The sequence below is a fragment of the Amycolatopsis halotolerans genome, from assembly GCF_042647905.1.
Lineage (GTDB): Bacteria > Actinomycetota > Actinomycetes > Mycobacteriales > Pseudonocardiaceae > Amycolatopsis > Amycolatopsis halotolerans.
In genome coordinates this window covers 14797-39485 of sequence record NZ_JBHRWI010000062.1, presented here as the reverse complement: position 1 = coordinate 39485, position 24689 = coordinate 14797, and the positions used below count along the sequence as shown (strand labels likewise).

The window sequence follows — 24689 nt, the reverse complement described above, 5'->3', positions numbered from 1 at the left end:
GCTTCGTCCCCCTAGCTTTCCTGTACGGGTTTGAGCCGCCTCGTCGGTGCGTCCGGGTCCACTGGCGACGGCGGACGAGTCCGGTCGAGCGGACGGCGCCTGCGCTCGTTGTCGCGCTTCCCCGGCCATTCGATCGGCTTGGTTTCCTCGCGCAATGCCAGCTCGACCGCGTCTTCCTGTTTCTTCGCGACCACCGCCGCCCGCCCGCGCATTGCCGTGTGCAGCCCGTCCCAGAGCGTGCCGTCGGTGCGGTCCTTCGGATCCGGATCGACCAGCACCACGCCGAGGATCGGCACACCACAATCGGCGAGCTGCCGCGCGACGGTGTGCAGCCACTGCGTGTTCGCGAACCCGGCGCGCACCACCAGCACCGCCTCCGCGCCGAGCGCCGACAGGTCGGTCCACGCCGTGCCCGGAGCGGCCGTGCCGACCCCGACCCGACGCACCGCGCGCGCCACCGCCGGGTCGCCAGCCTCGACGACCTGGACGTTCCCCTCCACCGGCAGCCGCGACACTTCCTTGCCCGGCAGGTCGTCCACGAGCACCACCGGCCCGTCCTCGGCCAGCGAACGGCCGAGTTCCACCGCTAGCTCCGCCGCGGTCGAAGCCGCGCCGATCTCCAGCAGCGACAGCGAAGCCCGGTCCTCCCGCGCAGCCCGCGCCAGCGTGAGCGCGACCCGGCTGGATTCGGTGACCGCCTTAGAACGCCGCCACAGCTTCGCCGGACCGATCGGCTTCACGCCGACCTGCGCGATCACCGACGCCCCGAGGTGCTGAGAAATTTCGCGACGCAAGACCGGCCGGTCCCGGACCAACGCGGACACCGCGGCGAAAGCGAGCCCGAGCGCGAGACCCAAGGCCAGCCCGACGCCGCCGTCCGTGCCATAGGTCTTCAGCTTCGACACCGGCTGGACCGCCGGCGCGTCCACGATCTGCGTCCCGGCGATGACCTCCGGCGACCCGATCCCGGCCTGCTGCGCCTGGTTCTGCAGATCGGCGATCTTCGACACCAGGTTCGCGCGCTGCGTGTACAGCTGTTCCAGCGCGCCCGCGTTGGAATTGCGGCCCTTCGCGACCTCGGCCGCGGCCTGGTTGTCGATGTCCGCCAGCTGCGCCTGCGACTGATCCCGCTGCTGCAGCAACGCTTTCGAGCGGCCGGTCGCGGCGGCTTGAGTGCGCTGCGTGTGGTTGGCGATGAACGCGTCCGCGAGCGCCTTCGCCTTCGCCACCGCGTCGTCCTTGGTCTTCCCCTTGACCGTCACCTGCATGACGTTGTTGGTGAGGCCGAGCCCGGCGTAGTCCTTCAGGAAATCCGACGGCGATTCGGAGTTGTTGATCCGTTTCAGCGCGGCTGCCGCCATGTTCGCCGTCGAAAGCACGGCGACGTCGGTGCGCATGAGCGTGCCGCTGTCGGTCGGTGAATCGTCCGGGTGGATCACCATGATCTTCGTGACCGCGGTGGGCGGCGCGGGAAGAAAGATCGCCACCGCGCAGCCGAGGACCAACCCGGCCAGCGCGGTCGTCAGCCAGAACCGCCGCTTGCGCCGCAGCGCGACCACCAGCCGCTGGAGATCCACCAGCGGCTGGGCCTGCCCGGCGCTCATCGCGCACCAGCCAGTTCATCGGTCCGCGGCTTGGCGACCGGCTTCTGCTTCGGTCCGCCCGCGACGTGCACTTCCCGTGCCAGCACGGCACCGAGAATTTCGTGCCCCGAGTCCGCGCAGGCCTCCGCGATCGAAACCAATTCCCACGCGTTGCGCGAGCCGAGCGAGAGCACCACGAGCACACCTGCCGTTCCGTCCGGCACGATCGGCTGCGCCCCGGGTACCACCTCGACTTCGGTCACCGTCACCTCGACACGGATGCGGTCGCCGCGAGCCGTGCCGACGAACTGCTCCGCGACGTTCCGCGCCGAGGCGTCCCCGCGCGGAACAAGAATCAGCAGCCGCAACACTCCGTCGCGATCCGCACCCAGCCGCGCGAGCACGCGGCGATACCGCACCTCCCGAGCCGCATCGTCGGCCGACGCGGACACCTCGGGCAGATTCCACGGCCGCTCGTTCCCGACGGCCTTCCGCCACCACTTCGCCGGCGCGTCCGAAGCCGCCGGCGTGTCGATGCTCGCCAGCACCGGGGCACCCAGTGCCGAACCGATTTCGCCTTCGCCGCGCGGTTTCCGGTCGGTCCTCGCCCCGAACAGATAGGCCAGGATCCCGAGTACGAAGAACAACACCGCACCACCGACCGTCAGCTGCGGGAACGTCGGCGCGGACGGCGAGGACGGCCGTTCGGACGGGCCGAGCACGACCATGTTGCCCGCGCCGGTCGCCGCGTCAGCCGCGTTGAGATTGTTGACCGCCTGCTCCAGCGCGGTCCGCAACCCCTGCAGCGTCGTGCGCGCCTGCACGCCCTCGACGGTGTCGCCGTTCGCCACCGACTTCGACAGATCGAGGATCCGCTGGTTGGTCTGCACGATCTGCTGGCGCAGCGATTCCTTCTGCTGTTGCGCGAGTTGCGCGGCCTGGTCCGCGGAATTTCCGAGCAATTGCGTCGAATACTTCACGAACTCGCCCGCGACCTGGTCTGCCAGCTGCTGCGAGCGCTCCGGGCTGGAGCCTTTCGCGGTAATCGTCACGACATTGCCCTGCGCGACCGACGCGGCGACCGATTTCTGCAGATCCGTCCCGCGAATCCCGAGCCCCAGCGCCGCGGACGCCCGGTCGAGCACCACCGAACTCGTCGCCACCTGCGCCTCGGTCAGCAGTTCGTCCGGCTGCCTCGGTCCCTGCAGCAACACGCTGGCCTGTGCCTCGTACCCCGGCGAAAGCACCACGGAAGCCCCGGCCCCGACACCCGCGCCGATGACCGCGAGCAGAAGCAACGCTCGCCATCGCCGGCGCACCACCTTCCCCACTACAGAAAGGCGTACTGTTTCGTCACTCAAAACCAGGTCTCCCCTCACGGGCCGACGCACGGGTCATTGACCCCGTCGCGGCACCGCGCCGGTTGGTTACACCATCCGGCCGAACCTTGTTCGAAACGCGACCCGGCTCAACCCAGCGCACGCTCGTACGCCTTGATCAACGCCGCCTGGGAATTGCCCCAGGCGAGCGGTCCGCGCACGCGCTGCTTGCCGAGTTGTCCCATCCGTTCCCGCTGCTCGGGGTCGTCCAAGAGCACGGAGACGAGCTTCGCGAACTCCGCGATGTCGTTGGCCGGGGCGTAAAGCGCCGCCTCGCCCGCCGACACCCGCGCCTCGCGCAACTCGAACGACACCATCGGTTTGCCCATGGCCATGTACTCCATGACCTTGTTCATCGTCGACACGTCGTTGAGCGGGTTGCGCGGATCCGGCGAAAGGCACACGTCGGCCGCGGACAAATACCGCAGGAGATCCTCGTCGGACACCCGGCCGGTGAATTCCACCTGTCCGGACAATCCGAGCTGATGCGACAACGCGACCATCTCGTCGAACGTGTCGCCCGCGCCGACGAACACCGCGTGCCAGTCGTCGCGGCCCACCTCGTCGCGCAGCGACGCGAGCGCGCGCAGGGCGTAGTCCACGCCGTCCTGCGGGCCCATCACGCCGAGGTAGCAGAGCAGATTCGGCTTGCCGCGCTTGAGTTCCGGCTCCACCGGCACCTCGTGGAACCGCTCCACGACCGGCGCGCTGCGGACCACGAACACGTCCTCGGGCGCCTTGCCGCCGCGGATCCGCGCGACCTGCCGGTAGCTCTCGTTGGTGGACAGCACGACGTCCGCCGCGCGATAGGTGGAACGTTCCAACGCACAAACGCCGCGGTAAAGGAAATCCTGCCCGCGGTCGAATCGGGACAAATACAGTTCCGGCACCAGGTCGTGCTGATCGAAAATGAACTTCGTGCCGCGTCTTCGCAACATCCGGGCGACGAGGAACAGCAGATCCGGCGGGTTGCAGGCATGTACGACGTCGACCCGGCCGATCTTGCGCGCGAGCCGGAACGTGTGCCACAGCGCGGATCCGTACTCACGCGCGTACCCGGCGGGCCCGCCGGTCGCCGCCTGCAGCGGATACCGGTGGATGTGCACGCCGTCGAGCACGACTTCGGCCTCAGTGTCCCGTTTCGTGCCCTGCGGGCAGATCACGTGCACCGTCATCCCGGCGTCGCGCAGCGTCTGGCATTCCTGCCACACGCGCCGGTCGAACGGCACCGACAGATTCTCGACGAGAATCAGCGCGACCCGGTTCCGCAGGATTTCGTTCTCGGAAAAGCCTTCACCAGGCAAGGCCGACGTACCCCTCTTCCGCCCGGCGCGCGGCGGCGTCCGGGACGCGGACCAGATCGACCAGCACCGGCCCGCTGCCGTGCGGCAGCGCGGCCAGCACCTCCGGGTCCGAGGTGCCGATCAAGCACACCTCGGCGTGGTCGAGCACCTCCTGCACCGACCCGGCGAGCAGCTGCCCGAGGTGCGGCAGCCTGCTTTCGATGTACTCGCGGTTGGCCCCCATCAGCCGCGAGAGGCTGACGTTGGCGTCGTGGATCTTGAGGTCGTATCCCTTGCCGAGCAAGCGTTCCGCGAGTTCGACCAGCGGGCTCTCGCGCAGGTCGTCGGTGCCCGGTTTGAAGGAAAGCCCGAACAGCCCGATCTTGCGTTTCCCGGTCCGCGCGACCAATTCGAACGCCCGGTGGAGATGTTCGGCGTTCGACGGCAGCACGTGCGCGAGCAACGGCACCGAGACGTCCGCCTGCCGCGCGGCGTAGACCAGCCCGCGCAGATCCTTCGGCAGGCAGGAGCCGCCGAAGGCGAAGCCGGGCCGCAGGTACGCCGGGCTGATGTTGAGCTTGCGGTCGGCCAGGAACACGTCCATCACCTGATGCGAATCGAGCCCGAGCGCACGGCAGATCGCGCCGAGTTCGTTCGCGAAACCGATCTTCACGCCGTGGAAAGCGTTGTCCGCGTACTTCGTCATCTCCGCGACCGGGATCGGCACGCGGAACACGTCGCCGGGCAGCCCCTCGTACAGCTTCGCCACGACGTCGCCGCTGCCCGGATCGAACTCGCCGATCACCGTTTTCGGCGGCTGGAAGAAGTCGCGGACGCTGGTGCCCTCGCGCAGGAATTCCGGGTTCACCGCGACGCCGAAGTCGACCCCCGCGGTACCGCCGCTGCGCTTTTCGAGGATCGGCACGAGCAACCCGAGACAGGTGCCCGGCAGCATCGTGCTCCGGAACACCACCGTGTGCCGATTCTCGTTGTTCCCTAAAGCTTTTCGTTCTTTCAACGCATCGCCGATCTGCTCGGCGACCCGCTGCAGGTACTCCGTGGAAAGACTCCCGTTGGGCGCGGACGGCGTGCCGACGCACACCAGGGAAACGTCCGTCGCGAGGATCGCCTCGGCCACCTCGGTCGTCGCCCGCAATGCCCCGGAGGCGACCACTTCCGCGGTCAATTCCCCGATCCGTTCCTCCACCACCGGCGCCTTGCCGGCCGTCACCAAGTCCACCTTCGCCGGATTGACGTCCACGCCGACGACCTCGTGCCCTTGTCCCGCCAGGCAAGCCGCGGACACGCACCCGACGTATCCCAGCCCGAAGACGCTGATCTTCACAACGAAACCTCCGCCCGACAGCATCGCTGCTCATTGGTCGGAGCGCGGACGGCCTTCGTTACCGGTTCCGCATAACAAGGCGGGAACCCGTGTCCTCGCACGGATTCCCGCCTTGCGCCGCCCACCGGACCGACGGTTACCCCATCCGGCCGCATCGCCCGGGGAATTTGCCCACCGTTGTCCGGAAAGGGCAGTGAATGCCTTCCGAAGCTTCGGAAAATTCAGTTTCCGCCCACGAACGCCGAGGCCAGCTTTTCCCCGGTGCTCGTGGCCGCACCGTGATCCTCGATCGGGTTAACCGCCGAGTCCTTGAAGCAGACATAGGTCACGCCGGAGTCGACGCCGCCGTTCTTCGGGTCCGGATTGATGCCGAGACCCTTGGCCGTCGCATACGACGCCTCGCCGATGATCTTGTTCGGCCCGGTGTCGCCGATGACCGCGTACTCGACCTTGCCGTTGTAAATCACCGCACAGGAACCGCCGCCGCGGAGGCCGGAGTTTTCGTAGTTCCAGATGCTGCTCGAAGACGGGACCACGATGTAGGGCAGTTTGGCGGCATTGAGCGGCTTGCCGTCGGATTGCGGGAAGGCGGTGTCGGGGAGGAAGCAGCAGTCGGTGTTCTCGTTGCACTCGGTGGTGCGCTGGCCGTCGCAGTCGATGTCCATGTCGGCTTTCCAGAAGACCGCTTTGCCCGCGTCGCACACCGGGACGGTCGCACTGCCGGAGTCTTCGTCGGTTTTGTACTTGCCGTTGGAGATCTGCTTGCAGGAGGCGACCTTGGCGAGGATCTGGTCCGCGGTCGGGCCCGCCTGAATTCTTTCCGCGGCCGGATTCGCGGCGGGGTTCGCGGCCGGGGTCGCCGCGGCGGCGAGCGCGGTGGGCAGGACAGCGGCGGCTATCGCCAGAATCGCGAGCAGGACGAGTTTCCGCATCGACGCTCCCTGTTTATTAGGAAACTTTCCTTACGGCGGCGCGCGCTCAGGATGCCGCCGAACGGATGCGGTCACAACCCGCCGAAAGGGGGTGTTTTTTCCCGCCGAACCGAGCAGCCCGTGAAGGGAACCCGTCGGGGTCGAGGTCCAATGCCAGGACTCAAGCCACGCAGCCCATGCCCGCCGACCGTCCACAAAGGACGTCAACACCGCCGGGATGCCTGATTTGTCGTCAGGTGACCGCTTGCCAAACTCCGTGAGGGGAACCCTGAGGGACTCTGAGTCCCTCAGGGTTCCCCTCACGGACTTCAAGACCCGGCCACATGGTGACAAATCAGGCATTTCGGCATTGTTAGCGTCCTTTGTGGACGGTCAGCGAGCCGAGGTCACGCGGCTTAAGTCCCTGGCATTGGAATCTGATTCCCTCAAGGGGCCCCTCACGGACGACAAGTCCCGTTCCGCCCGCCCACGCTGACCTGACAAGAGCCACGCCCGGCCCCCTTCGGCTTGGGCGGACGGGTCTCAACCGCACTTGCAGCGCCGCCGTGAAGTCCCCGGCAGTGGAACCCAAGTACGTGAAGGAGCCCTTCACGTACCGGACCGCGAGTTACCGGCCCGGGCGAGATGCCCAGCGGGTCGGGAATCGGCGCGGGCGGCGGCTCACTGCCTCGGCCCAGCGCGAGCTCAGGTCCGACCGGATCTCCGTCCGCGACCGCACCAGCGCCGCCCCGCGCACCCCGCCGACATTCGCGTACACCCGGGTCGCCCCGGCCTCCCGCAGATGCGTCAGCACTCGCCGGTCAAAGCGCCCCTCCGGCAGCGAAAACCGCCGCACCGGGGTGCCGCTCAGCTGCTCCAGCAACCGCGGCGCCTCGTCCAGCTCCCGGCGCACCGCGAACGAACCGTCCAGCCGCCGCCAGTCCAGCCGGTCCCAGCCGTGCGATCCGACGTGCATCCCCGCGTCCACCAGCTGCCGCAGCCCGTCGCGATCGACGTACCCGCGCTCGCCGACCCGGCCCGCCAACGGGAAGAACTCGGCATAAAGCCCGCGCTCGACCAGCCGCGGCAACGCGATCTCGACGTCCGAGGAGTTCCCGTCGTCGAAAGTGAGCTGTGCGCCCGTCCCCGAGACGACGTCCAGGAGCGCGTCGAACTGCTCCACGGTGATCCACCGCTCGTCCTCTCCCGGGTCGAGGGCTCGCAGGGGTTTGCCAATGCCGTGCACCGCGAAGGTGATCATCGCGCCTCCCGTCCGACGAACCGTACCCGATTAATCGGATTCGCAAACGGAGTAGTTACCGACGCCGATCCCATGGTCAACAACACACTTCCGGCGTGGAGAAAGCACTCCCGCAGGAAAATCGGAATACGTCCACACTTGTAGACAACCTGAATCTTCACACGTTTGGGTGAAGGTTCAATGATTACGCTGATAGTGCCGCCGGGCCTTCTCCCGGTTCCCGCAAGCCGCCATCGAGCACCAGCGCGCGCGGTTGGCCCGGCTGCGGTCGAGCAGGAACAACTGGCACTCGTCATTGGCGCAGGCCCGCAGCCGCCCGGGAAGATCCTTTTCGAGCGCCGCCCAGTCCAGAACCGCCCCGACCGCCAACCGGGCATGCGGCGGCGTCTCGACCTCCCAGCTGAGGCCGTCCGCGGAAACCTCCGGCACCTGACGCACCCCGTCGAGCAGCGGACGCAACGCGACCGGCGAACTGTCCCCGCGCACGACGTCGCGCAGGAGATCCCGCGCCTGCCGCAGCAGTTCCAGCTCCGCGGCACTCCCGTCGCCGCCGCGCTCCCGCGCCCACTGCCGGTCGAGCGCGTCCCGTTCCTCGCCGTCGATCAGCGGCCTGCTGTTGAGCAGGTCGAGCAGCGCGTCCATCAAAGCTCTCCTAACCAGACTGAACCCTTTGACAGGTTAGCTCGACCGTGCTTCCATGGCGAGACCTAACCAGATTAAAACCTCAAAGGGGTTAGTCATGATCCAGCACCGGACGACCGCCGTCGACGGCCAGCAGCTCTTCTACCGCGAGGCCGGACCGGCCGACGCGCCCGTGATCGTCCTGCTGCACGGGTATCCGACCAGCTCGTTCATGTTCCGGAACCTCATCCCGCTGCTGGCCGACCGCTACCGCGTGATCGCGCCGGACCACCTCGGCTTCGGCCACTCCGCCGCCCCTAGCGCCGACGAGTTCGACTACACCTTCGACGCCCTCGCCGACCTCACCTCCGGCCTCCTCGACCAGCTGGGCCTGGACCGCTACGCGGTTTACGTCCAGGACTACGGCGCCCCGATCGCCTGGCGGCTCGCGCTCAAGCACCCCGACCGGATCTCCGCGATCGTCACGCAGAACGGCAACGGGTACGAGGAAGGCTTCGTCGACTCGTTCTGGACCGGCCTCTGGGCCTACGGCGCGAACCCCGGCCCGGACACCGAACCGGCCGTCCGCACCGCGCTGAGCTACGACGCCATCCGCTGGCAGTACCTGCACGGCGTCCCCGACCCGAGCCTGGTCAGCCCGGACACCTGGGAACACGACCACGCCCGCGTTTCCCGCCCCGGCAACGACGAAATCCAGCTCGCGCTCTTCCGCGACTACCAGCACAACCGCCCGCTTTACCCGCAGCTGCACGAATTCCTGCGGACCTACGACGTCCCCGTGCTGGCTGTTTGGGGCCGCAACGACGAGATCTTCGGCCCGGCCGGCGCGGAAGCCTTCGCCCGCGACGCCAAAGACGCCGAGGTGCACCTGATCGACGGCGGACACTTCCTGCTGGAAAGCCACCTAGACGTCGTGGCGGGCTACCTGCGCGGCTTCCTCGGCCGGGTCCTGAAGTAGCCCGGGTCCGGCAAAACTACCGACCCGAAACCGCCTGTCCTGCGCGGAAAATCGGCCAGTGCCCCGCTTTGCGAAACCGCGGTTGTCTCCCCGGCCGATCGCCGCGGCCGTCGTGTTCGTCGTCTTCGCCACCGCCCTCGTCATCCACCTGACGACCCGCTCGGACGACGACCCGGCAGCCGAACCCGCGACGAGCAGTCCGGTCAGCGCCACCACCAGCTCCAGCCCGCCGAGCAGCACCGCCCCCTCGGCCCCGCTCGACCCGGCGGGCTACCAGAAGCTCCTCACCGCGATCGGCGCGTCGATCACCCCGGCCGTTCAGCAGCTCGAGCAGGCGACCACCCCCGCGGAGGTGAACAACGCGAGCTCGAGTCTCGGCAGCGCGGTCAGCAGCGCCATCCAGCAGCTCGACTCCGCCCTTCCCCCGGACGCGATCCGCAGCACCAACCGCGCACTGCTGTCCGACTTCACCGTGCTCTACAACAGCTCCGTTCCGAAGATCGGGAGCAGCGCGCTGACGAACAAGCTGTGCGGCGGCGTCTCAGCCGTCGCGGAGCTGAGCAACGACCAAGGCATCGCCGGACTGCGCGACACCCTCGCGAAACTGGCCACCGCCGACCCTGCCCACCCGTATCACCTCGACCCGCTCTTCCCCGACGCCCACCCGGAACCAAACCGCAGCGCGGAAAACGGCGCGGTCCTCGCCGGCGCGGGCGGCGGCAAGAACAGCGTCAGCATCAAGAACGTCTCCGGCACCGACCAGGCCGTGACGTTCGCCGACCTCTCCCACCCGGTGTTCACCGTGTACGTGAAGGCAGGAGCCACCACCTCCGCGAGCGGCATCGCGGACGGCCACTACACCGTCTACAGCACCGGCGGCACCGACTGGGACGCCAGCCGCGGCCGCTTCACCCGCGACTGCTCGTTCTCGAAGTTCGGGGTACCCGCGGCCATGAAAGACAACGGGTACACCCACACCAACATCGACCTCACTGTGCGCAAGATCGACCCGCGCGCACTGCCGTCCGGACCGTTCCCGGAGCAGTCCTCGATCGAGCCGCTGGAGTACCCGCACTGACCTACTTGCGGATCTCCAACGTGCAGCACTTCGGCCCGCCGCCAGCCTTCCGCAGCTCCGAGATATCCACATACACCGGCTCGTAACCCCGCTCAACGAGCCGAGCACCAAGGTCCGTCGCCTCGACCGGCAACACCACGTTGCGCCCGTCAGACACCCCGTTCAACCCAAAGCACTCAGCATCCGCCGCAGTAGCAAGGACAGCGTCCGGGAACATCCGCCGCAGCACCCGCTGCGAACCCGGCGAGAACGCGTCCGGGTAATAGACGACCTGCGCGGTCGCCGTGTCCGTCGCCTCGGCCAGCACGAACAGCGCGGTGTCCAGGTGGTAGTAACGCGGGTCGATCAGCTGCAGCGACACGACCGGGACGCCGAGCACCTCCTGTGCCTCGGCGTGCGCGGCCGGGTCGGTGCGGAAGCCGGTGCCGGCCAGCAGCAGCCGTCCGGTCCAGGCGAAATCGCCCTCGGCCTCGTTGATCTTCTCCGGCATGGTCAGGTCGCGGTAGCCGTGTTCGAGGAACCAGCGGCGGAAGTGCTCCGCCTCGGCGGCGCGCTGCGGGGCGCGGAACCGCGAGCCGAGCACGCGCCCGTCCACGACGGTGCCCGAGTTGGCCGCGAACACCATGTCCGGGAGGCCGGGTTGCGGATCGATTTCCTCGACGGTGTGGCCGAAGCGGCGATAGGTGTCGCGCAGCTCGGTCCATTGCGCGACGGCGACGTCCGCGCTGACCGGCTTGGAGGGGTCCATCCAGGGGTTGATCGCGTAGTCGACGGCGAAATAACGCGGCGGGCACATCAGGTAACGGCGGGGCGTGGGCACCCGCGGCGGCACAGCCTCTCCCTGCATACAACCAGGCTAAGGTGGACCTAATCTCGCAATCAATCGCTGTTCACTGCGCACCTGCGTGCTAAACATTGCGTGTGAACACCATCGACCAGCGAATCGTTTCCTGCCTGGTGGCCAACGCCCGCTCCAGCTACGCGGAGATCGGCAAGGTGGTCGGGCTGTCCGCCCCGGCGGTGAAGCGGCGCGTGGACCGGCTGCTGGAAACGGGCGTGCTGCGCGGCTTCACCGCGGTCGTCGACCCGGAGGCGCTCGGCTGGGGCACCGAGGCGTTCGTCGAGGTGCACTGCCAGGGCAACGTCACGCCCGGCCGGATCCGGGCCCGGCTCGAACCGCTGACCGAGGTCGTCGCCGCGTACACGGTGTCCGGCGCGGCGGACGCGATCGTGCACCTGCGCGCCGCCGACATCCACCACTTGGAGACCGCGCTGGAACGGCTGCGCGGGCTGGAGATCATCGACCGGACAGTGTCGACGGTCGTACTGTCCCGGCTGTTGGAGCGCCCGCCGACGCCCTCCTGAGTGACGGTTCCAACCGGCAGCGGCACACCCGCGCCTGCGATGCTGAGCGCCATGACCGACCGCATTCACAGCGAGCACGACCAGGGCGTCGCGCTGCTCACCGTCGACGCCCCGAAGAGTCGCAACGCGCTCACCCTCGACCTCTCCGCCGAGCTGGCCGCGGCGGTCGCGCGCGCCGAAGCCGACGAGAGCGTGCACGCCGTGATCGTTACTGGCGCACCGCCAGCGTTCTGCGCAGGCGCGGACCTCACGGCGCTCGGCAAGGCCGACGCCGAAGGGCTGCGCTCGGTATACGCGGGATTCCTCGCTGTCGCCGGATGCCGCCTGCCGACGATCGCCGCAGTCGGCGGGGCCGCCGTCGGCGCTGGTCTGAACCTCGCGCTGGCCGCCGACGTCCGTCTCGTGGGACCGCACGCCAAGTTCATCCCGCGGTTCCTCGAACTGGGCCTGCACCCCGGCGGCGGCATGACCTGGATGTCGCAACGGATCCTCGGTCCGCAGCAGGCGTCCGCGATGGCGTTGTTCGGCGAAACCCTTACCGCGGAATCCGCAGTGCGGGCCGGGTTCGCACTGCGCTTTGTGGACGGCGACCACGACGCATTGGTCCAGGCCGCGCGCGACCTCGCCGCCCCGACGGTCGCCGCGCCGCGCGAGGTCGTGCTGTCCACCAAGCGGACTATGCGGCACACGAGCGGCCTGACCGAACACGCCGCGGCGGTCGACGCCGAGCTCGTTCCACAACTGGAATCGCTGGCCGCACCGGCATTCGCCGAGCGATTGGCGGCGATGAAGGCCCGCATCAGCGGGCGCTGACCGGCACCGCGCACAAATTCCCACATTCCGGGAACCCTCAACCTGGAGCAAACTGCTGGTCAGTGCCGCGCGGGCGGCAAGAGACGCGCGTCACTCCGGACGACGGCCTGATTCGCCCTACGATCGAGGACACCCCGGTGGGCCTGGGTACCCCACACTTGACCGCACTCCGACCGCGGCCTGACGTGTGGCGAGTAACCTCGGAAACAGGCCTCGGCGGGCTCCCCGGGGAGCCGACCCTGGCCCGCAGCACGCCGGGAGAGAGGGATTCCCTGACCCATGAGCACCAGTGCGAACGGCAGCGCGGCCGGGAACGGGCAAGGCGCGCTGACCGCGTCCCGCTCCACCGAGGTGAACAAGCTGGACCGGGTGGTCATCCGGTTTGCCGGCGACTCGGGCGACGGGATGCAGCTGACCGGCGACCGGTTCACCTCGGAGGCGGCGGCGTTCGGGAACGACCTGTCGACCATGCCGAACTTCCCGGCCGAGATCCGGGCGCCACAGGGCACCATCCCCGGCGTCTCGTCCTTCCAGGTGCACTTCGCCGACTACGACATCCTCACGCCGGGCGACCGGCCGGACGTCCTCGTCGCGATGAACCCCGCCGCGCTCAAGGCGAACGTGCGCGACGTCCCGCACGGCGGGACGATCATCCTCAACACCGACGAGTTCTCCAAGCGGAACCTCGTCAAGGTCGGTTACGAAACCGACCCGCTCGACGACGATTCGCTGTCGCCGTTCCAGGTGCACCGGGTCGCCATGTCGACCCTGACCCAGGGCGCGCTCGCCGACACCGGCCTGGGCAAGAAGGACGCCGAACGCTGCAAGAACATGTTCGCGCTCGGCCTGCTGTCGTGGATGTACCACCGGCCGACCGAGGGCACCGAGCGGTTCCTGCGCGAGAAGTTCGCCAAGAAGCCGGACATCGCCGAGGCGAACATCCTTGCCTTCCGGGCAGGCTGGAACTACGGCGAGACCACCGAATCGTTCGCGACCACCTTCGAGGTCGCGCCCGCGAAGCTGGACAAGGGCACCTACCGGCAGATCACCGGGAACACCGCGCTGGCGTACGGGATCGTGGCCGCCGGACAGCAGTCCGGGCTGCAGATCCTGCTCGGCACGTACCCGATCACCCCGGCCTCGGACGTGCTGCACGAGCTGTCCAAGCACAAGAACTACGGCATCATCACCTTCCAGGCCGAAGACGAGATCGCCGGCATCGGGGCCGCGCTCGGCGCGTCCTACGGCGGGGCGCTGGGCATCACGTCCACGTCCGGTCCCGGCGTCGCGCTGAAGTCGGAGACCATCGGCCTCGGCGTGATGACCGAACTGCCGCTGGTGATCATCGACGTGCAGCGCGGCGGGCCGTCTACCGGCCTGCCGACCAAGACCGAGCAGGCCGACCTGCTGCAGGCGATGTACGGCCGCAACGGCGAATCGCCGGTGCCGATCGTCGCGCCGCTCTCGCCCGCCGACTGCTTCGACGCGGCGATCGAGGCCACCCGGATCGCGCTGAAGTACCGCACGCCGGTGCTGCTGCTGTCCGACGGCGCGATCGCCAACGGTTCCGAGCCGTGGCTGGTCCCGAACGTCGAGGACCTGCCGGACCTGCGCGTGGAATTCGCCTCGGAACCCAACTCCGACAACGGATCCGGCGAGTTCTGGCCGTACGTGCGCGACCCGGAGACGCTTGCGCGGGCGTGGGCGATCCCGGGCACTCCCGGGCTGCAGCACCGCATCGGCGGGCTGGAGAAGGCCGACGGCACCGGCCACATCTCCTACGACCCGGACAACCACGACAAGATGGTGCGGCTGCGCCAGGCGAAGATCGACGGCATCGACGTGCCGGACCTGGAGGTCGACGACCCGTCCGGCGAGGCGCGCGTGCTGGCGCTGGGCTGGGGTTCGTCCTACGGCCCGATCGGCGCGGCCTGCCGCCGCGTGCGCAAGCTCGGGATGCCGATCGCGCAGGCGCATCTGCGGCACCTGAACCCGTTGCCGCACAACCTCGGCGAGGTGCTCGCGCGCTACGACCGGGTCGTGGTCCCGGAGATGAACCTCGGCCAGCTCGCGCTGCTGCTGCGGGCGAAGTTCCTGGTGGACGTGCATTCCTACACCAAGGTCGCCGGCCTGCCGTTCAAGGCCGAGGAACTGCAGAACGTGTTCTCCGACATCATCGCCAACCTCGTTCCGGAGGGCGTCAAGTGACCGCCATCGATCTCGGGCTGCCGCAATTGGGCGGCATCGACCTGGTGCCGACCACCGACGAACCGCAGAAGGCCAAGGACTACAAGTCCGACCAGGAAGTGCGCTGGTGCCCCGGCTGCGGCGACTACGTGGTGCTCAACGCCGTGCAGTCCTTCCTGCCGACGCTCGGGCTCAAGCGCGAGAACATCGTCTTCATCTCGGGCATCGGCTGCTCGTCGCGGTTCCCGTACTACCTCAACACCTACGGCATGCACTCGATCCACGGCCGCGCGCCGTCGATCGCGACCGGGCTCGCCACGACGCGCCCGGACCTGTCGGTGTGGGTCGTGACCGGCGACGGCGACGCACTGTCCATCGGCGGCAACCACCTGATCCATGCGTTGCGGCGCAATGTGAACATCAAGATCCTGCTGTTCAACAACCGGGTCTACGGGCTGACCAAGGGCCAGTACTCGCCGACGTCCGACCAGGGCATGGTCACGAAGTCGACGCCGATGGGTTCGCTGGACACGCCGTTCAACCCGCTGTCGCTGGCGATCGGCGCGGAGGCGTCGTTTGTGGGCCGCGCGATGGATTCCGACCGCAAGGGCTTGACCGAAGTCCTTGAGGCGGCGGCGAAACACCGCGGTTCGGCACTGGTGGAGATCTACCAGAACTGCCCGATCTTCAACGACGGCGCGTTCGATGTCTTGAAGGACAAGGACGAAGCCGCTTCCCGGCTGATCCCGCTCCGCGCGGGCGAACCGATCCGCTTCGGCGCGGAAGGCGAGTACGGCGTCCGCCGCGGCGACTGGGGCGGTTTGGACGTCGGCAAGGTCGCGGAAATCGGCGAGGAAAACCTGGTGGTGCACGACCCGTCCATCGCGGACACGTCGTACGCCTTCGCGCTTTCCCGCCTCGGCGACCAGAACCTGAACCACGTCCCGACGGGCATCCTGCGCCAGGTCGAACGGCCCACGTACGACGACGCGGCACGGGCCCAGGTCGAGCAGGCGCGTGAGGCTCGGAAGCCAGACCTGCAGGGGTTGTTGCGGGGCAAGGACACCTGGACTGTCGTTTAGGCTTTAGTCCACTTACGACAGAGGCCGCCACCCCCTCGGGGATGGCGGCCTCTGTCGCATGTGGACTCAGTGCAAGGGCCGGAACCCGACCCGCTCAGCATCAGCCGCGCTGCGGAACCACACCTCGGCGACCATCTTCGGGAACTGCGGCGAATCCTCGCCGCAATACCGCAACGCCGTCACGCTCGCCTTCACCGTGAAACCATCCGCCGGACGCCCGCCACCCGGACGCGGCATCGCTGAACCCGGACCAAAAGGCCCCGGCGGCACCGCGTCATCGGCGGTCTGACGAGCAGGCGGCGGCTCCGGGGCAGCCATCGCGGCCTGATTCGGCTGCACGGACGGCTCGAACAGCGAACCGCTGTGCCCACCGGCGAGATCCGGCTCGCGGCGCTCCACCGGGCGCATCGACGGCTGGATCGGCTGCGGCGCGTCGAAACCGCCGCGCGGCGATTCGCGGCGCTGCCGCTTCGGCAAGCCCTGGCTTCCCGCGGCGTCCGCAGTGTCCTCAATGGACTCCGCGGCGGGCTCGGCGTTCGGGACCAGGTGCTCAGTCGTCGAGTCCTCTTCGAGGTGACCGACGGCCGACTCGACCGGCTCGGCGGGTTCCTCGAACGCCGACCGCTGCGGCGCGTCCGTCTGGTTGAACCAGTCCGGCTCCGGCTCGGCCGCACGGCCTGGCCCGGGGCGGAACAGCGAGACCGGTTCGGGCTCCGGAGCGGTGCTGTCCAACGGATTCGGGTCGAGCCGTCGCTCCAAAGAGGACAGTCCGTCGGCCGGTTCGGCCAGGTAGTGGCTCTGCTCCTGCTCGGCGGGACTGTCCGCTTCGGAGTAGTCCGCCGCCGGGACGTCGACCGGCTCCGGGATGCGGTGGTAGCCGCTGTCGTGCTCGTCCGCCGGTTCCGCGATGCGGTGGTAGCCGCTGTCGTGGTCCTCGGCCGGTTCGGCGATGCGGTGCGAACCGGTGTCGACCGGCTGCAGGTACTCGGTGGCCGCGGCGCGATAGGCCGAACCGGAGTCCTCCGGAGCGCTCTCGGCCGGTGCGCTGTCGAAAAGACCGTTCGCCGCTTGGTGTTCGCGCGCCTCGGCCTGAGCGAACGCCTCGTCGACGTCGTCCTCAGGAGACTCCGCAGTGTCCACAGAGGCCGCCGGTTCCGGAGCCGTCCGGTATTCCGCGTCGTACTCGGCTTCCGGCTCGAAAGCGCTCGTCGCCTGGATGACTTCCGTCGGAGCGTGCTCGCGGCGGTCTCTGGTCCAGTCCTCCGCGGGCGGCAGGACCGCGGTGCGCGCGGGCGCGCTGGCCGCCGCGCGTGCCGTGTCGGCGTGCGCACTCGCCAGTTCCGCTTCCAGTTCGCGTACCCGCTTGCGCGCCGGACGCGCCAGCACCAGCCAGGCGATGACCGCGCCGACGATGAAGGCCAGCAGGCTCCAGAGCCACACCTGCCCGAAAATGGACATTTCTCGCCCCTTTTAGAACGTTCGCGCGACCAGGTAGTCGGCGACCGACTCGCAAGCGTCGCGCGCAGGGGAAGCGGGCAGCGAGGCGAGCTCGGCACGTGCTCGGGAAGCGTAGTCGGAAAGGGTTGCCCGCGCGCGTTCGAGGCCGTTGGAACGGCGCAGCAGCTCGAGCGCCTCGGCCACCAGGTCGTCGTCGGTGATCGGGCCGGCGAGCAGCTCGACGAGCCGCGGGTCGGTGCCCGGATCGGCCAGCGCGTACAGCATCGGCAGCGTGCGAACGCCTTCCCGCAGGTCAGTGCCCTGCGCCTTGCCGAGCTCGACCGAGGGCGACGCGATGTCGATGACGTCGTCGGAGATCTGGAAGGCCGCCCCGATGATGTCGCCGAAGCGGCGCAGCGCCTGGATGTGCTCCTCGGCCGCGCCGGACATCATGCCGCCGAAGCGTCCCGACGTCGCGATCAGCGAACCGGTCTTCTGCGCGATCACGGTGAGGTAGTGCTCGACCGGATCGTCGCCGGGGCCGGGCCCGACGGTCTCGCGCATCTGGCCGCTGACCAGCTCGCCGAACGTCTCGGCGATGATCCGCGCGGCGTCCGTGCCGAGGTCGGCGACGAGCCGCGAAGCGTGGGCGAAGAGGTAGTCGCCGGTGAGAATGGCGACGGTGTTGTCCCAGCGCGAGTTGACGCTCTCCGCGCCGCGCCGCATGGTCGCCTCGTCCATGACGTCGTCGTGATACAGCGTCGCCAGGTGCACCAACTCGACCGCGGCAGCCGCGATCAGCACCTGCTCGCCCTGCTTCGGCCCGAACTGCGCGGACAGCAGCGTGAACAACGGACGAAAACGTTTGCCCCCCGCCTCGACCAGGTGCAACGCCGCGTCGTGCACGGCGGGCACGTCGCTCTTCACGACGTCCCGCAGCATCGTCTCGACGTCCGCCAGCCCGCCCGCGATCGCGCGCAGCAAGGGCTCGTCCTGGATCTGCAGCCCGACGGTCGCGCGCAGGTCCTCGACAGCGCCATCCCGGGCCGCCCCCGGAGGTGGTGAAGACACAGACACGTCGGCTCCGCTCTCTCGTGGCGCTCGTCGCCAGTCGGTTACCCCCTTCAGGGTAGTGGTTGCCCCGCGGCCTGCCTTTACCCGCTGTCCTGCGGAAACGGTGACGAACGCGACACTGCCGCCCCAGTCGCGCGCCAGGCCACGAACGGGTTGATCCGCGATCCCGGACGGGTGATCGCCGCCCGAGGACGCAACGGGCGATTCGGACCTGCGGATAGACCTTTGAGCAGCATCAGCAGCGAGGAGACGAGACATGATCATCAAGCGCACCGCACTGGCCACCGCGGCACTGGCCGCCACCGGTTTGCTCGCCGCTGCCGGCCCCGCCGCCGCGGACAGCCCCGCCGGAGTCGCCGACACCGGCAACGCGAACTTCACCAAGGCCGGAACCACGATCTCCATCCCGACGCAGGCCCCGTGCGCCGTAGAAGGCCCGACCAGCGGCTCCGCGACCGCAGTGTCCAAACCCGGCGTCACGTTCGGCGGCGGCACGTCAAGCTGCACCACCGAGGTCGTCGACCCCGCGAACGACGTCACCACCACAACGTCGACCGCCACCGGCAACAACTTCGAGCTGTCGGCCCTGGTGAGCACGGGCGGCAAACGCATCCGCATCTCGTCGTACACGGTGACCTGCAAGGCAACCCAGAGCGGCACGAACGCGAACTGGACCCTGAGCGGCCTCACCGGAATCAGCGGCCTGCCGTCCCCCATCCCCGCGAACTACACCAAGCCGCTGACGAAGAGCGATGGAACCGTACTGGCGAATGCGGTCTTCAACATCCAAACGCTCCCCGGCGACGGAAGCATGACCCTGACCATGCTGCGCGTCGACTTCGCCCCCGCCTCCGGCGCTTCGGGATCGGTCACCGTAGGCCACACCGCCTGCGCCCCCACCCCCTGAAGTACGTGAGGGGAACCCTCATTGACTCTGATTCCCTCAGGGTTCCCCTCACGACCCTCGACCGTCCGTGAAGCCCACCCGCTCACCGCCCGCCGCGACGCGCCCCAATGTGGCATTGGGTGCATGCGACGCACCGAACGCCACATTGGGTGCATCTGACGCACCCAATGCCACATTGGGGCGCAAGCCCCCACCCCCACCGAACCGCAGCCGCTGCACCCAAAGCGAGGCACCCACACCTCCCCCACCCCCGCGCCGTAGTCACACTAAAAAATCGGGGTGCCAAGCCTCACCACCCGAGCGCAATGTCGCCGCCAGGCGACGAGCCGCCCGAGACCTAGGAAGCAAACCCTCCAGCCCCAGCCCAATCCAACGCAAACGCCGGAAGAACCCCCAGCACCAACGTAACCACCACGCCCAAAGCAATAGCCGCAGTAGTAAACCCACCCGGCACAGTCACCGTAGGCCCATCAGCAGCAGGCTCAGAGAAGTACATCAACACGATGACCCGCAGATAGAAGAACGCAGCCACCGCGCTAAAGATCAGCGCGACAACCACCAACGGCGCCATCCCGTCCGACAACGCCGCCGAGAACACCACGAACTTCCCGATAAACCCGCTGGTCAACGGAATCCCAGCCAACGCAAGCAGCAGGAACGTAAACACCCCGGCCAAAACCGGCGACCGCTTGGCCAGCCCGGCCCAAGCGGAAAGATGCGTAGCCTCCCCACTGGAATCCCGCACGAGGCTCACCACGCCAAACGCAGCCAACGTAGTGAACCCATAAGCCAGCAGGTAGAACAGCGTGCTCGAAAGCCCGTCCTCGGTCATCGCGATAGCACCCACGAGCAAGAACCCAGCGTGCGCCACCGACGAGTAAGCGATCATCCGCTTAACGTCAGTCTGCGTCAGCCCCAAGATCGCCCCGAGCGCCATCGAAATGATGGCCACCGCCCACATAACCCCGCGCCACTCCCAGCTGGTCGAGGAAAACCCGACGCTGAGCACCCGAAGAATCGCCCCGAACGCGGCGACCTTCGTGCAAGCAGCCATAAACCCGGTAACCGGAGTAGGCGCACCCTGGTAGACGTCCGGCGTCCAAGTGTGGAACGGCCCCACCGAACCCTTGAACAGCAGGCCCACCACCAGCAAGCCAAGACCAGCGAACAACAACGTGTCCGAACGGTCAGAACCAGCAGCAGCATGCGCGATGTCGGCCAGCTTCACCGAGTCCGCGTACCCATACAGCAGCGCGAGCCCGTACAGGAAGAACGCCGACGAGAACGCCCCCAGCAGGAAGTACTTAACCGCCGCTTCCTGCGAAATCAGCCGACGACGGCGAGCGAGCCCGCACATCAGATACAGCGGCAGCGAAAGCACTTCCAACGCGATGAACATCGTCAGCAGGTCGTTCGCCGCACAGAATGTCATCATCCCGCCGAGCGCGAAGAGCGTCAGCGGAAAAACCTCGGTCTGCGACGTAGTAGCAGCCTGCGCCCGATCCTGCACCGTCCCCGGCCGAATCGCCGCCTGCGCCACGAACGCGCCACCAGGCTCAACCTTGCGGTCCGCGATCAAGAAGACCGCACCAAGCCCGAGCAGCAACAGGGTGCCCCACAGGAACAGCGACGGCCGGTCCACCGAAATCGAACCGGAGAACGTCGTCGTACCGGCCTTCGAAGCGGAAGCGCCGGTCGCGTAGAGGATCAGCGAAACCCCTGCGGCGATGATCGCGACGAGGGAGATCGTGACCTGGATTCCCCACCGCGTCGCCTTCGGTGCGAACGCCTCCACCAGCACGCCGATGCACGCGACGCCGAAGACGATCAGCATCGGCAGCACGGCCGCGTAATCGACCGAAGGCACTTCGATCGGCGCTGCCGGCGCCTGCGCCAGGAACATGTCGAGCACGGTTTACTTGCCTCCCTGCACGGCAGACAGCGTCGCCTGCACCGACGGGGTGATCGTGTCGAGCATCGGCTTGGGATAGAAGCCCAAGCCGATGATCAGGATGACCATGGGCGCGAGAATTGCGATCTCGCGTTTGCCCAGGTCGGTAATAGCCTTGCGAGCGCCGAGTTCCGGCGCGATCGCGGTGCCCGGTCCCCCGCCGACGCCCACGAGAGCGTCACCGCGAACCGGGCCTTGCATGATCCGCTGGTACAACCACAGCACGTAAGCCGCGGCGAGCACCATGCCCACGGTCGCGAGGATCGTGTACACCGGCTGGTCCACAAAGGACCCCAGCAGCACGAGGAACTCGCTGATGAACGAGTTGGTCCCGGGCAGCGACAGCGCGGAAAGCCCGGCCAGCAACAGCATTCCGCCGAGCAGCGGGGTCACCTTCGCCATGCCGCCGTAGTCCGAGATCTTGCTCGACCCGCCGCGCATCACGATCAGGCCGATCACCACGATCAGCATCCCGGTGGAAAGACTGTGGTTCAGCATGTACGACACCGAGCCGACCATCGCCTGCTCGTTGAAGGTGAAGATGCCCAGCGCGATGAACCCGAAGTGGGCGATCGACACGTAGGCGATGAACCGCTTCATGTCGCGCTGACCGGCCGCGAGGATCGAGCCGTACAGCACGCCGATCACCGACAGGATCAGCACCAGCGGCGCGAGCGCCTTGCTCCCCTCCGGGAACATCGGCAGGCAGTACCGCAGGAACCCGAACGTGCCGACCTTGTCCAGCACGCCGACCAGCAGCACCGCGACGCCGATCGGGGCCTGGCCGGCGGCGTCCGGCAGCCAGGTGTGGAACGGGACCAGCGGCGCCTTGATCGCGAAGGCGAGGAAGAAGCCGAGGAACAGCCAGATCTGCGTGCCGGTCGGCGCGTCGCGCACCACCGTCACCAGCGTGGCCCAGTCGAACGTGCCCTTGCCGAGCTTGTCCGAGGCCAGCGAGTACGCCCCGATCGCCGAGGCCAGCATGATCAGGCCGCCGAGGAACGAGTACAGGAAGAACTTCACCGCCGCGTACTGCCGGTTCGCGCCGCCGTAGCCGCCGATCAGGAAGTACATCGGGATCAGCATGATCTCGAACAGCACGTAGAAGAGGAACACGTCGGTCGCCGCGAAGACGCCGATCGTGATCGCCTCCTGCAGCAGGATCAGCGACAGGAACCCGCCCGCGCTGCGGCCCGCGGGCAGCTTGTCGGTGAGCCCGAGCGCGCCCACGACGATCGGCACCAGGAGCGCGATCACCGCGATCATGATGAGCGAGATGCCGTCGGTGCCGAACGAGATGTGGATGCCGAAGTTCGGGATCCAGTCCATCGTCGTGGCCTGCTGGATGCGCTCGCCCGAGGGCGAGTAGCTCGCCCAGAACGGGATGATCAGCAGGAACTCCACAATGGACACGGCGAGCGCCGTGGCGACCGCGGCCCGGTCGTTCCCCTTGAGGAACGCCAGCACCAGCGAGCCGGCCAGCGGCAGCAGGATGAGCGCCAGAAGCCAAGTCATGTCAGGAGAACCTCACCAGCAGAAGGGCCGCGAGAAGCAGGAACGTGCCGCCGAGCATGGACAGTGCGTAGGACCGCACGAATCCGGTCTGCGTCCGGCGCAGCCGCCCGGACCCGCCGCCGAGTGCCGCGGCGAGGCCGTTCACCGCGCCGTCGACGCCGCGGTTGTCCACGTACACCAGCGCCCGCGCCAGCCAGGTGCCCGGACGGGCGACCAGGGTTTCGTTGAGCGCGTTGCCGTACAGGTCCTTGCGCGCCGCGCGGACCGGCCAGGCCACCCGCTCCGGCCGCTCGACCGGAACATCGCGCGACGGGCGGAACAGCCAGACCGCCAGCAGCACACCGAGCGCGGCCAGCACCAGCGTGAGCACCGGGACCGTCCACGACGGGATCGGGGTGTGCTCGGCTTCAGCGTGCTCGCCGACCACCGGGGCCAGCCAGTCCACGAACCGGTTGCCCAGCGCGAAGAACGCACCGGCGCCGACCGAGCCGACCGCCAGGATCGCCATCGGGACCCACATGATCGGCTTGGACTCGTGCGGGTGGAAGTCGCGTCCGTCGCTGCTCTTGATGTCCTTCCAGCGCTGCTTGCCGAAGAAGGTCATCATCATCAGCCGCGTCATGTAGAACGCGGTGAGCCCGGCGCCGAGCACCGTCGCGAGCCCGAAAGCCCAGCCGCGCCAGCCTTCCTGGCCGAACGCCGCCTCGATGATCGCGTCCTTCGTGTAGTACCCGGTGAGGAACGGGAAGCCGATGATCGCCAGGTAGCCGAGGCCGAAGGTGACGAAGGTGATCGGCATCTTCTTGGCGAGGCCGCCGAACTTGCGCATGTCGACCTCGTCGTTCATGCCGTGCATGACCGAACCGGCCCCGAGGAACAGCCCGGCCTTGAAGAAGCCGTGCGCCACCAGGTGCATGATGCCGAGCGCGTAAATGCCCGGCCCGAGGCCGACCGCCAGCATCATGTAGCCGATCTGGCTGACCGTCGAGTACGCGAGCACCTTCTTGATGTCGTCGTAGGCACAGCCGACGATGCACCCGAGCAGCAGCGTGACCGCGCCGACGAGCGTGACGACCAGCCGTCCGTCCGGCGTCGCGGTGAAGATGACGTTGGAGCGGGCGACGAGGTACACGCCCGCGGTGACCATCGTCGCGGCGTGGATGAGCGCCGACACCGGGGTCGGGCCTTCCATCGCGTCCGGAAGCCACGCCTGCAGCGGGAACTGGCCGGACTTACCGCAAGCGCCCAGCAGCAGCAGGATCGCGATGGCGGTGATCGCGCCCGGCGGGATCTTGCCCTGCGCCACGCCCTCGAAGACCTGCGCGTAACCGGTCGATCCGACGTACTTGAACATCAGGAAGATCGCCAGCGCGAGCCCGACGTCGCCGACGCGGTTCATCAGGAACGCCTTCTTCGCCGCGGTCGCCGCGGACGGGCGGTTCTGATACCAGCCGATCAGCAGGTACGAGGCGAGGCCCACGCCCTCCCAGCCGAGGTACAGCGTCACGAAGCTGTTGCCCAGCACCAGGATCAGCATCGAGGCGACGAACAGGTTGAGGTACGCGAAGAAGCGGTACCGGCCCTCGTCGTCTTCCATGTAGCCGATCGAATAGAAGTGGATCAGCATGCCGACGCCGGTGATCAGCAGCACGAACGTCAGCGACAGCGCGTCGATGCGCAGGCCGAAGTCCACTTGCAGCTGGGTCACCGGGATCCACGAGTAGATCTTGGTGTCGGTGACCGAGTGGCTGTCGGTGGAGAAGAACAGGATCACGGCGTACACGAAGGCGAGCGTGACGGTGGCACAGCCGAGCAGGTGCCCCCACGCCTTCGCGCGTTTTCCGGATAGCAGCAGAACCAGGGCGCCGAGGGCGGGAAGGGCCACCAGCAGCCACGATGATGCGGTCACTCGGTCGTC

The 24689-nt window shown here is 68.1% G+C and carries 20 protein-coding genes; 7 read left to right on the top strand and 13 right to left on the bottom strand.

All coding sequences use genetic code 11. The features are described from left to right. Positions 1–11: 11 nt before the first annotated feature. From ACFORO_RS39585 to ACFORO_RS39555, 7 genes are all read right to left on the bottom strand, one after another. Entirely contained in the window at positions 12–1604 is a 1593-nt protein-coding gene (locus ACFORO_RS39585; RefSeq protein ID WP_377873121.1) for a Wzz/FepE/Etk N-terminal domain-containing protein, read from the bottom strand. Continuing rightward, positions 1601–2905, bottom strand: a complete 1305-nt coding sequence (locus ACFORO_RS39580; protein ID WP_377873120.1) for an exopolysaccharide biosynthesis protein — start codon at positions 2903–2905, stop codon at positions 1601–1603. Before ACFORO_RS39580 ends, ACFORO_RS39585 begins: the two co-directional genes overlap by 4 nt. A gap of 146 nt (positions 2906–3051) precedes the next feature. After that, entirely contained in the window at positions 3052–4125 is a 1074-nt protein-coding gene (locus ACFORO_RS39575; RefSeq protein ID WP_377873173.1) for a glycosyltransferase family 4 protein, read from the bottom strand. Between the two features lie 130 nt (positions 4126–4255). Beyond that, positions 4256–5590 carry a nucleotide sugar dehydrogenase gene (locus tag ACFORO_RS39570; protein ID WP_354738613.1) on the bottom strand — a complete coding sequence of 445 codons (1335 nt, stop codon included), beginning with the start codon at positions 5588–5590 and terminating at the stop codon, positions 4256–4258. Positions 5591–5811: 221 nt separating this feature from the next. Next, complete coding sequence (locus ACFORO_RS39565) at positions 5812–6522, bottom strand: glycoside hydrolase family 75 protein (protein WP_377873119.1); 711 nt, start codon at positions 6520–6522, stop codon at positions 5812–5814. Positions 6523–7129: 607 nt separating this feature from the next. After that, positions 7130–7762, bottom strand: coding sequence for a polysaccharide deacetylase family protein (locus ACFORO_RS39560; protein WP_354738609.1), 633 nt, complete (start codon positions 7760–7762; stop codon positions 7130–7132). A gap of 177 nt (positions 7763–7939) precedes the next feature. Continuing rightward, complete coding sequence (locus tag ACFORO_RS39555; protein WP_377873118.1) at positions 7940–8404, bottom strand: CGNR zinc finger domain-containing protein; 465 nt, start codon at positions 8402–8404, stop codon at positions 7940–7942. A gap of 97 nt (positions 8405–8501) precedes the next feature. On the opposite strand from ACFORO_RS39555, the gene ACFORO_RS39550 reads away from it, so the two are divergent. Then, complete coding sequence (locus tag ACFORO_RS39550) at positions 8502–9362, top strand: alpha/beta fold hydrolase (protein ID WP_377873117.1); 861 nt, start codon at positions 8502–8504, stop codon at positions 9360–9362. Positions 9363–9420: 58 nt separating this feature from the next. After that, entirely contained in the window at positions 9421–10440 is a 1020-nt protein-coding gene (locus ACFORO_RS39545) for a hypothetical protein (RefSeq protein ID WP_377873116.1), read from the top strand. 1 nt (position 10441) lies between these two features. Here the strand turns inward: ACFORO_RS39545 and ddaH are convergent, their stop codons facing one another. Then, the gene (gene ddaH / locus ACFORO_RS39540; protein ID WP_377873115.1) at positions 10442–11287 is read right to left on the bottom strand and encodes a dimethylargininase; all 846 of its coding nucleotides are present in this window, start codon (positions 11285–11287) and stop codon (positions 10442–10444) included. A gap of 74 nt (positions 11288–11361) precedes the next feature. Between ddaH and ACFORO_RS39535 the strand changes: the two genes are divergently transcribed. The 4 genes from ACFORO_RS39535 (at position 11362) to ACFORO_RS39520 (ending at position 15887) form a co-directional block, all read left to right on the top strand. Further along, positions 11362–11805 carry an Lrp/AsnC family transcriptional regulator gene (locus tag ACFORO_RS39535; RefSeq protein WP_037712217.1) on the top strand — a complete coding sequence of 148 codons (444 nt, stop codon included), beginning with the start codon at positions 11362–11364 and terminating at the stop codon, positions 11803–11805. Positions 11806–11856: 51 nt separating this feature from the next. Then, positions 11857–12618: an enoyl-CoA hydratase gene (locus ACFORO_RS39530; RefSeq protein WP_377873114.1), complete on the top strand. Its 762-nt coding sequence runs from the start codon at positions 11857–11859 to the stop codon at positions 12616–12618. A gap of 279 nt (positions 12619–12897) precedes the next feature. Beyond that, the gene (locus ACFORO_RS39525; RefSeq protein WP_377873113.1) at positions 12898–14826 is read left to right on the top strand and encodes a 2-oxoacid:acceptor oxidoreductase subunit alpha; all 1929 of its coding nucleotides are present in this window, start codon (positions 12898–12900) and stop codon (positions 14824–14826) included. Then, the gene (locus ACFORO_RS39520) at positions 14823–15887 is read left to right on the top strand and encodes a 2-oxoacid:ferredoxin oxidoreductase subunit beta (RefSeq protein ID WP_354738595.1); all 1065 of its coding nucleotides are present in this window, start codon (positions 14823–14825) and stop codon (positions 15885–15887) included. The genes ACFORO_RS39525 and ACFORO_RS39520 overlap by 4 nt, the downstream gene beginning before the upstream one ends. Before the next feature lie 66 nt (positions 15888–15953). On the opposite strand, the gene ACFORO_RS39515 is transcribed toward ACFORO_RS39520, so the two are convergent. Both ACFORO_RS39515 and ACFORO_RS39510 read right to left on the bottom strand, forming a co-directional pair. After that, positions 15954–17345 carry a sunset domain-containing protein gene (locus ACFORO_RS39515; RefSeq protein ID WP_377873112.1) on the bottom strand — a complete coding sequence of 464 codons (1392 nt, stop codon included), beginning with the start codon at positions 17343–17345 and terminating at the stop codon, positions 15954–15956. Positions 17346–17357: 12 nt separating this feature from the next. Then, a complete protein-coding gene (locus tag ACFORO_RS39510; RefSeq protein WP_377873111.1) occupies positions 17358–18395 on the bottom strand; it encodes a polyprenyl synthetase family protein in 1038 nt (345 codons plus the stop codon). Between the two features lie 259 nt (positions 18396–18654). Between ACFORO_RS39510 and ACFORO_RS39505 the strand changes: the two genes are divergently transcribed. Then, positions 18655–19305, top strand: coding sequence for a hypothetical protein (locus tag ACFORO_RS39505; RefSeq protein WP_377873110.1), 651 nt, complete (start codon positions 18655–18657; stop codon positions 19303–19305). Positions 19306–19642: 337 nt separating this feature from the next. Here ACFORO_RS39505 and nuoN read toward each other — a convergent pair whose 3' ends face one another. Genes nuoN through nuoL form a run of 3 tightly spaced genes read right to left on the bottom strand, consistent with a single transcriptional unit; the run spans position 19643 to position 24680 of the window. Then, positions 19643–21208: an NADH-quinone oxidoreductase subunit NuoN gene (nuoN, locus tag ACFORO_RS39500; RefSeq protein WP_377873172.1), complete on the bottom strand. Its 1566-nt coding sequence runs from the start codon at positions 21206–21208 to the stop codon at positions 19643–19645. Positions 21209–21220: 12 nt separating this feature from the next. Next, positions 21221–22771: an NADH-quinone oxidoreductase subunit M gene (locus tag ACFORO_RS39495; protein ID WP_354750179.1), complete on the bottom strand. Its 1551-nt coding sequence runs from the start codon at positions 22769–22771 to the stop codon at positions 21221–21223. Between the two features lies 1 nt (position 22772). Then, positions 22773–24680, bottom strand: a complete 1908-nt coding sequence (gene nuoL / locus ACFORO_RS39490) for an NADH-quinone oxidoreductase subunit L (protein WP_377873109.1) — start codon at positions 24678–24680, stop codon at positions 22773–22775. Positions 24681–24689 lie beyond the last annotated feature (9 nt).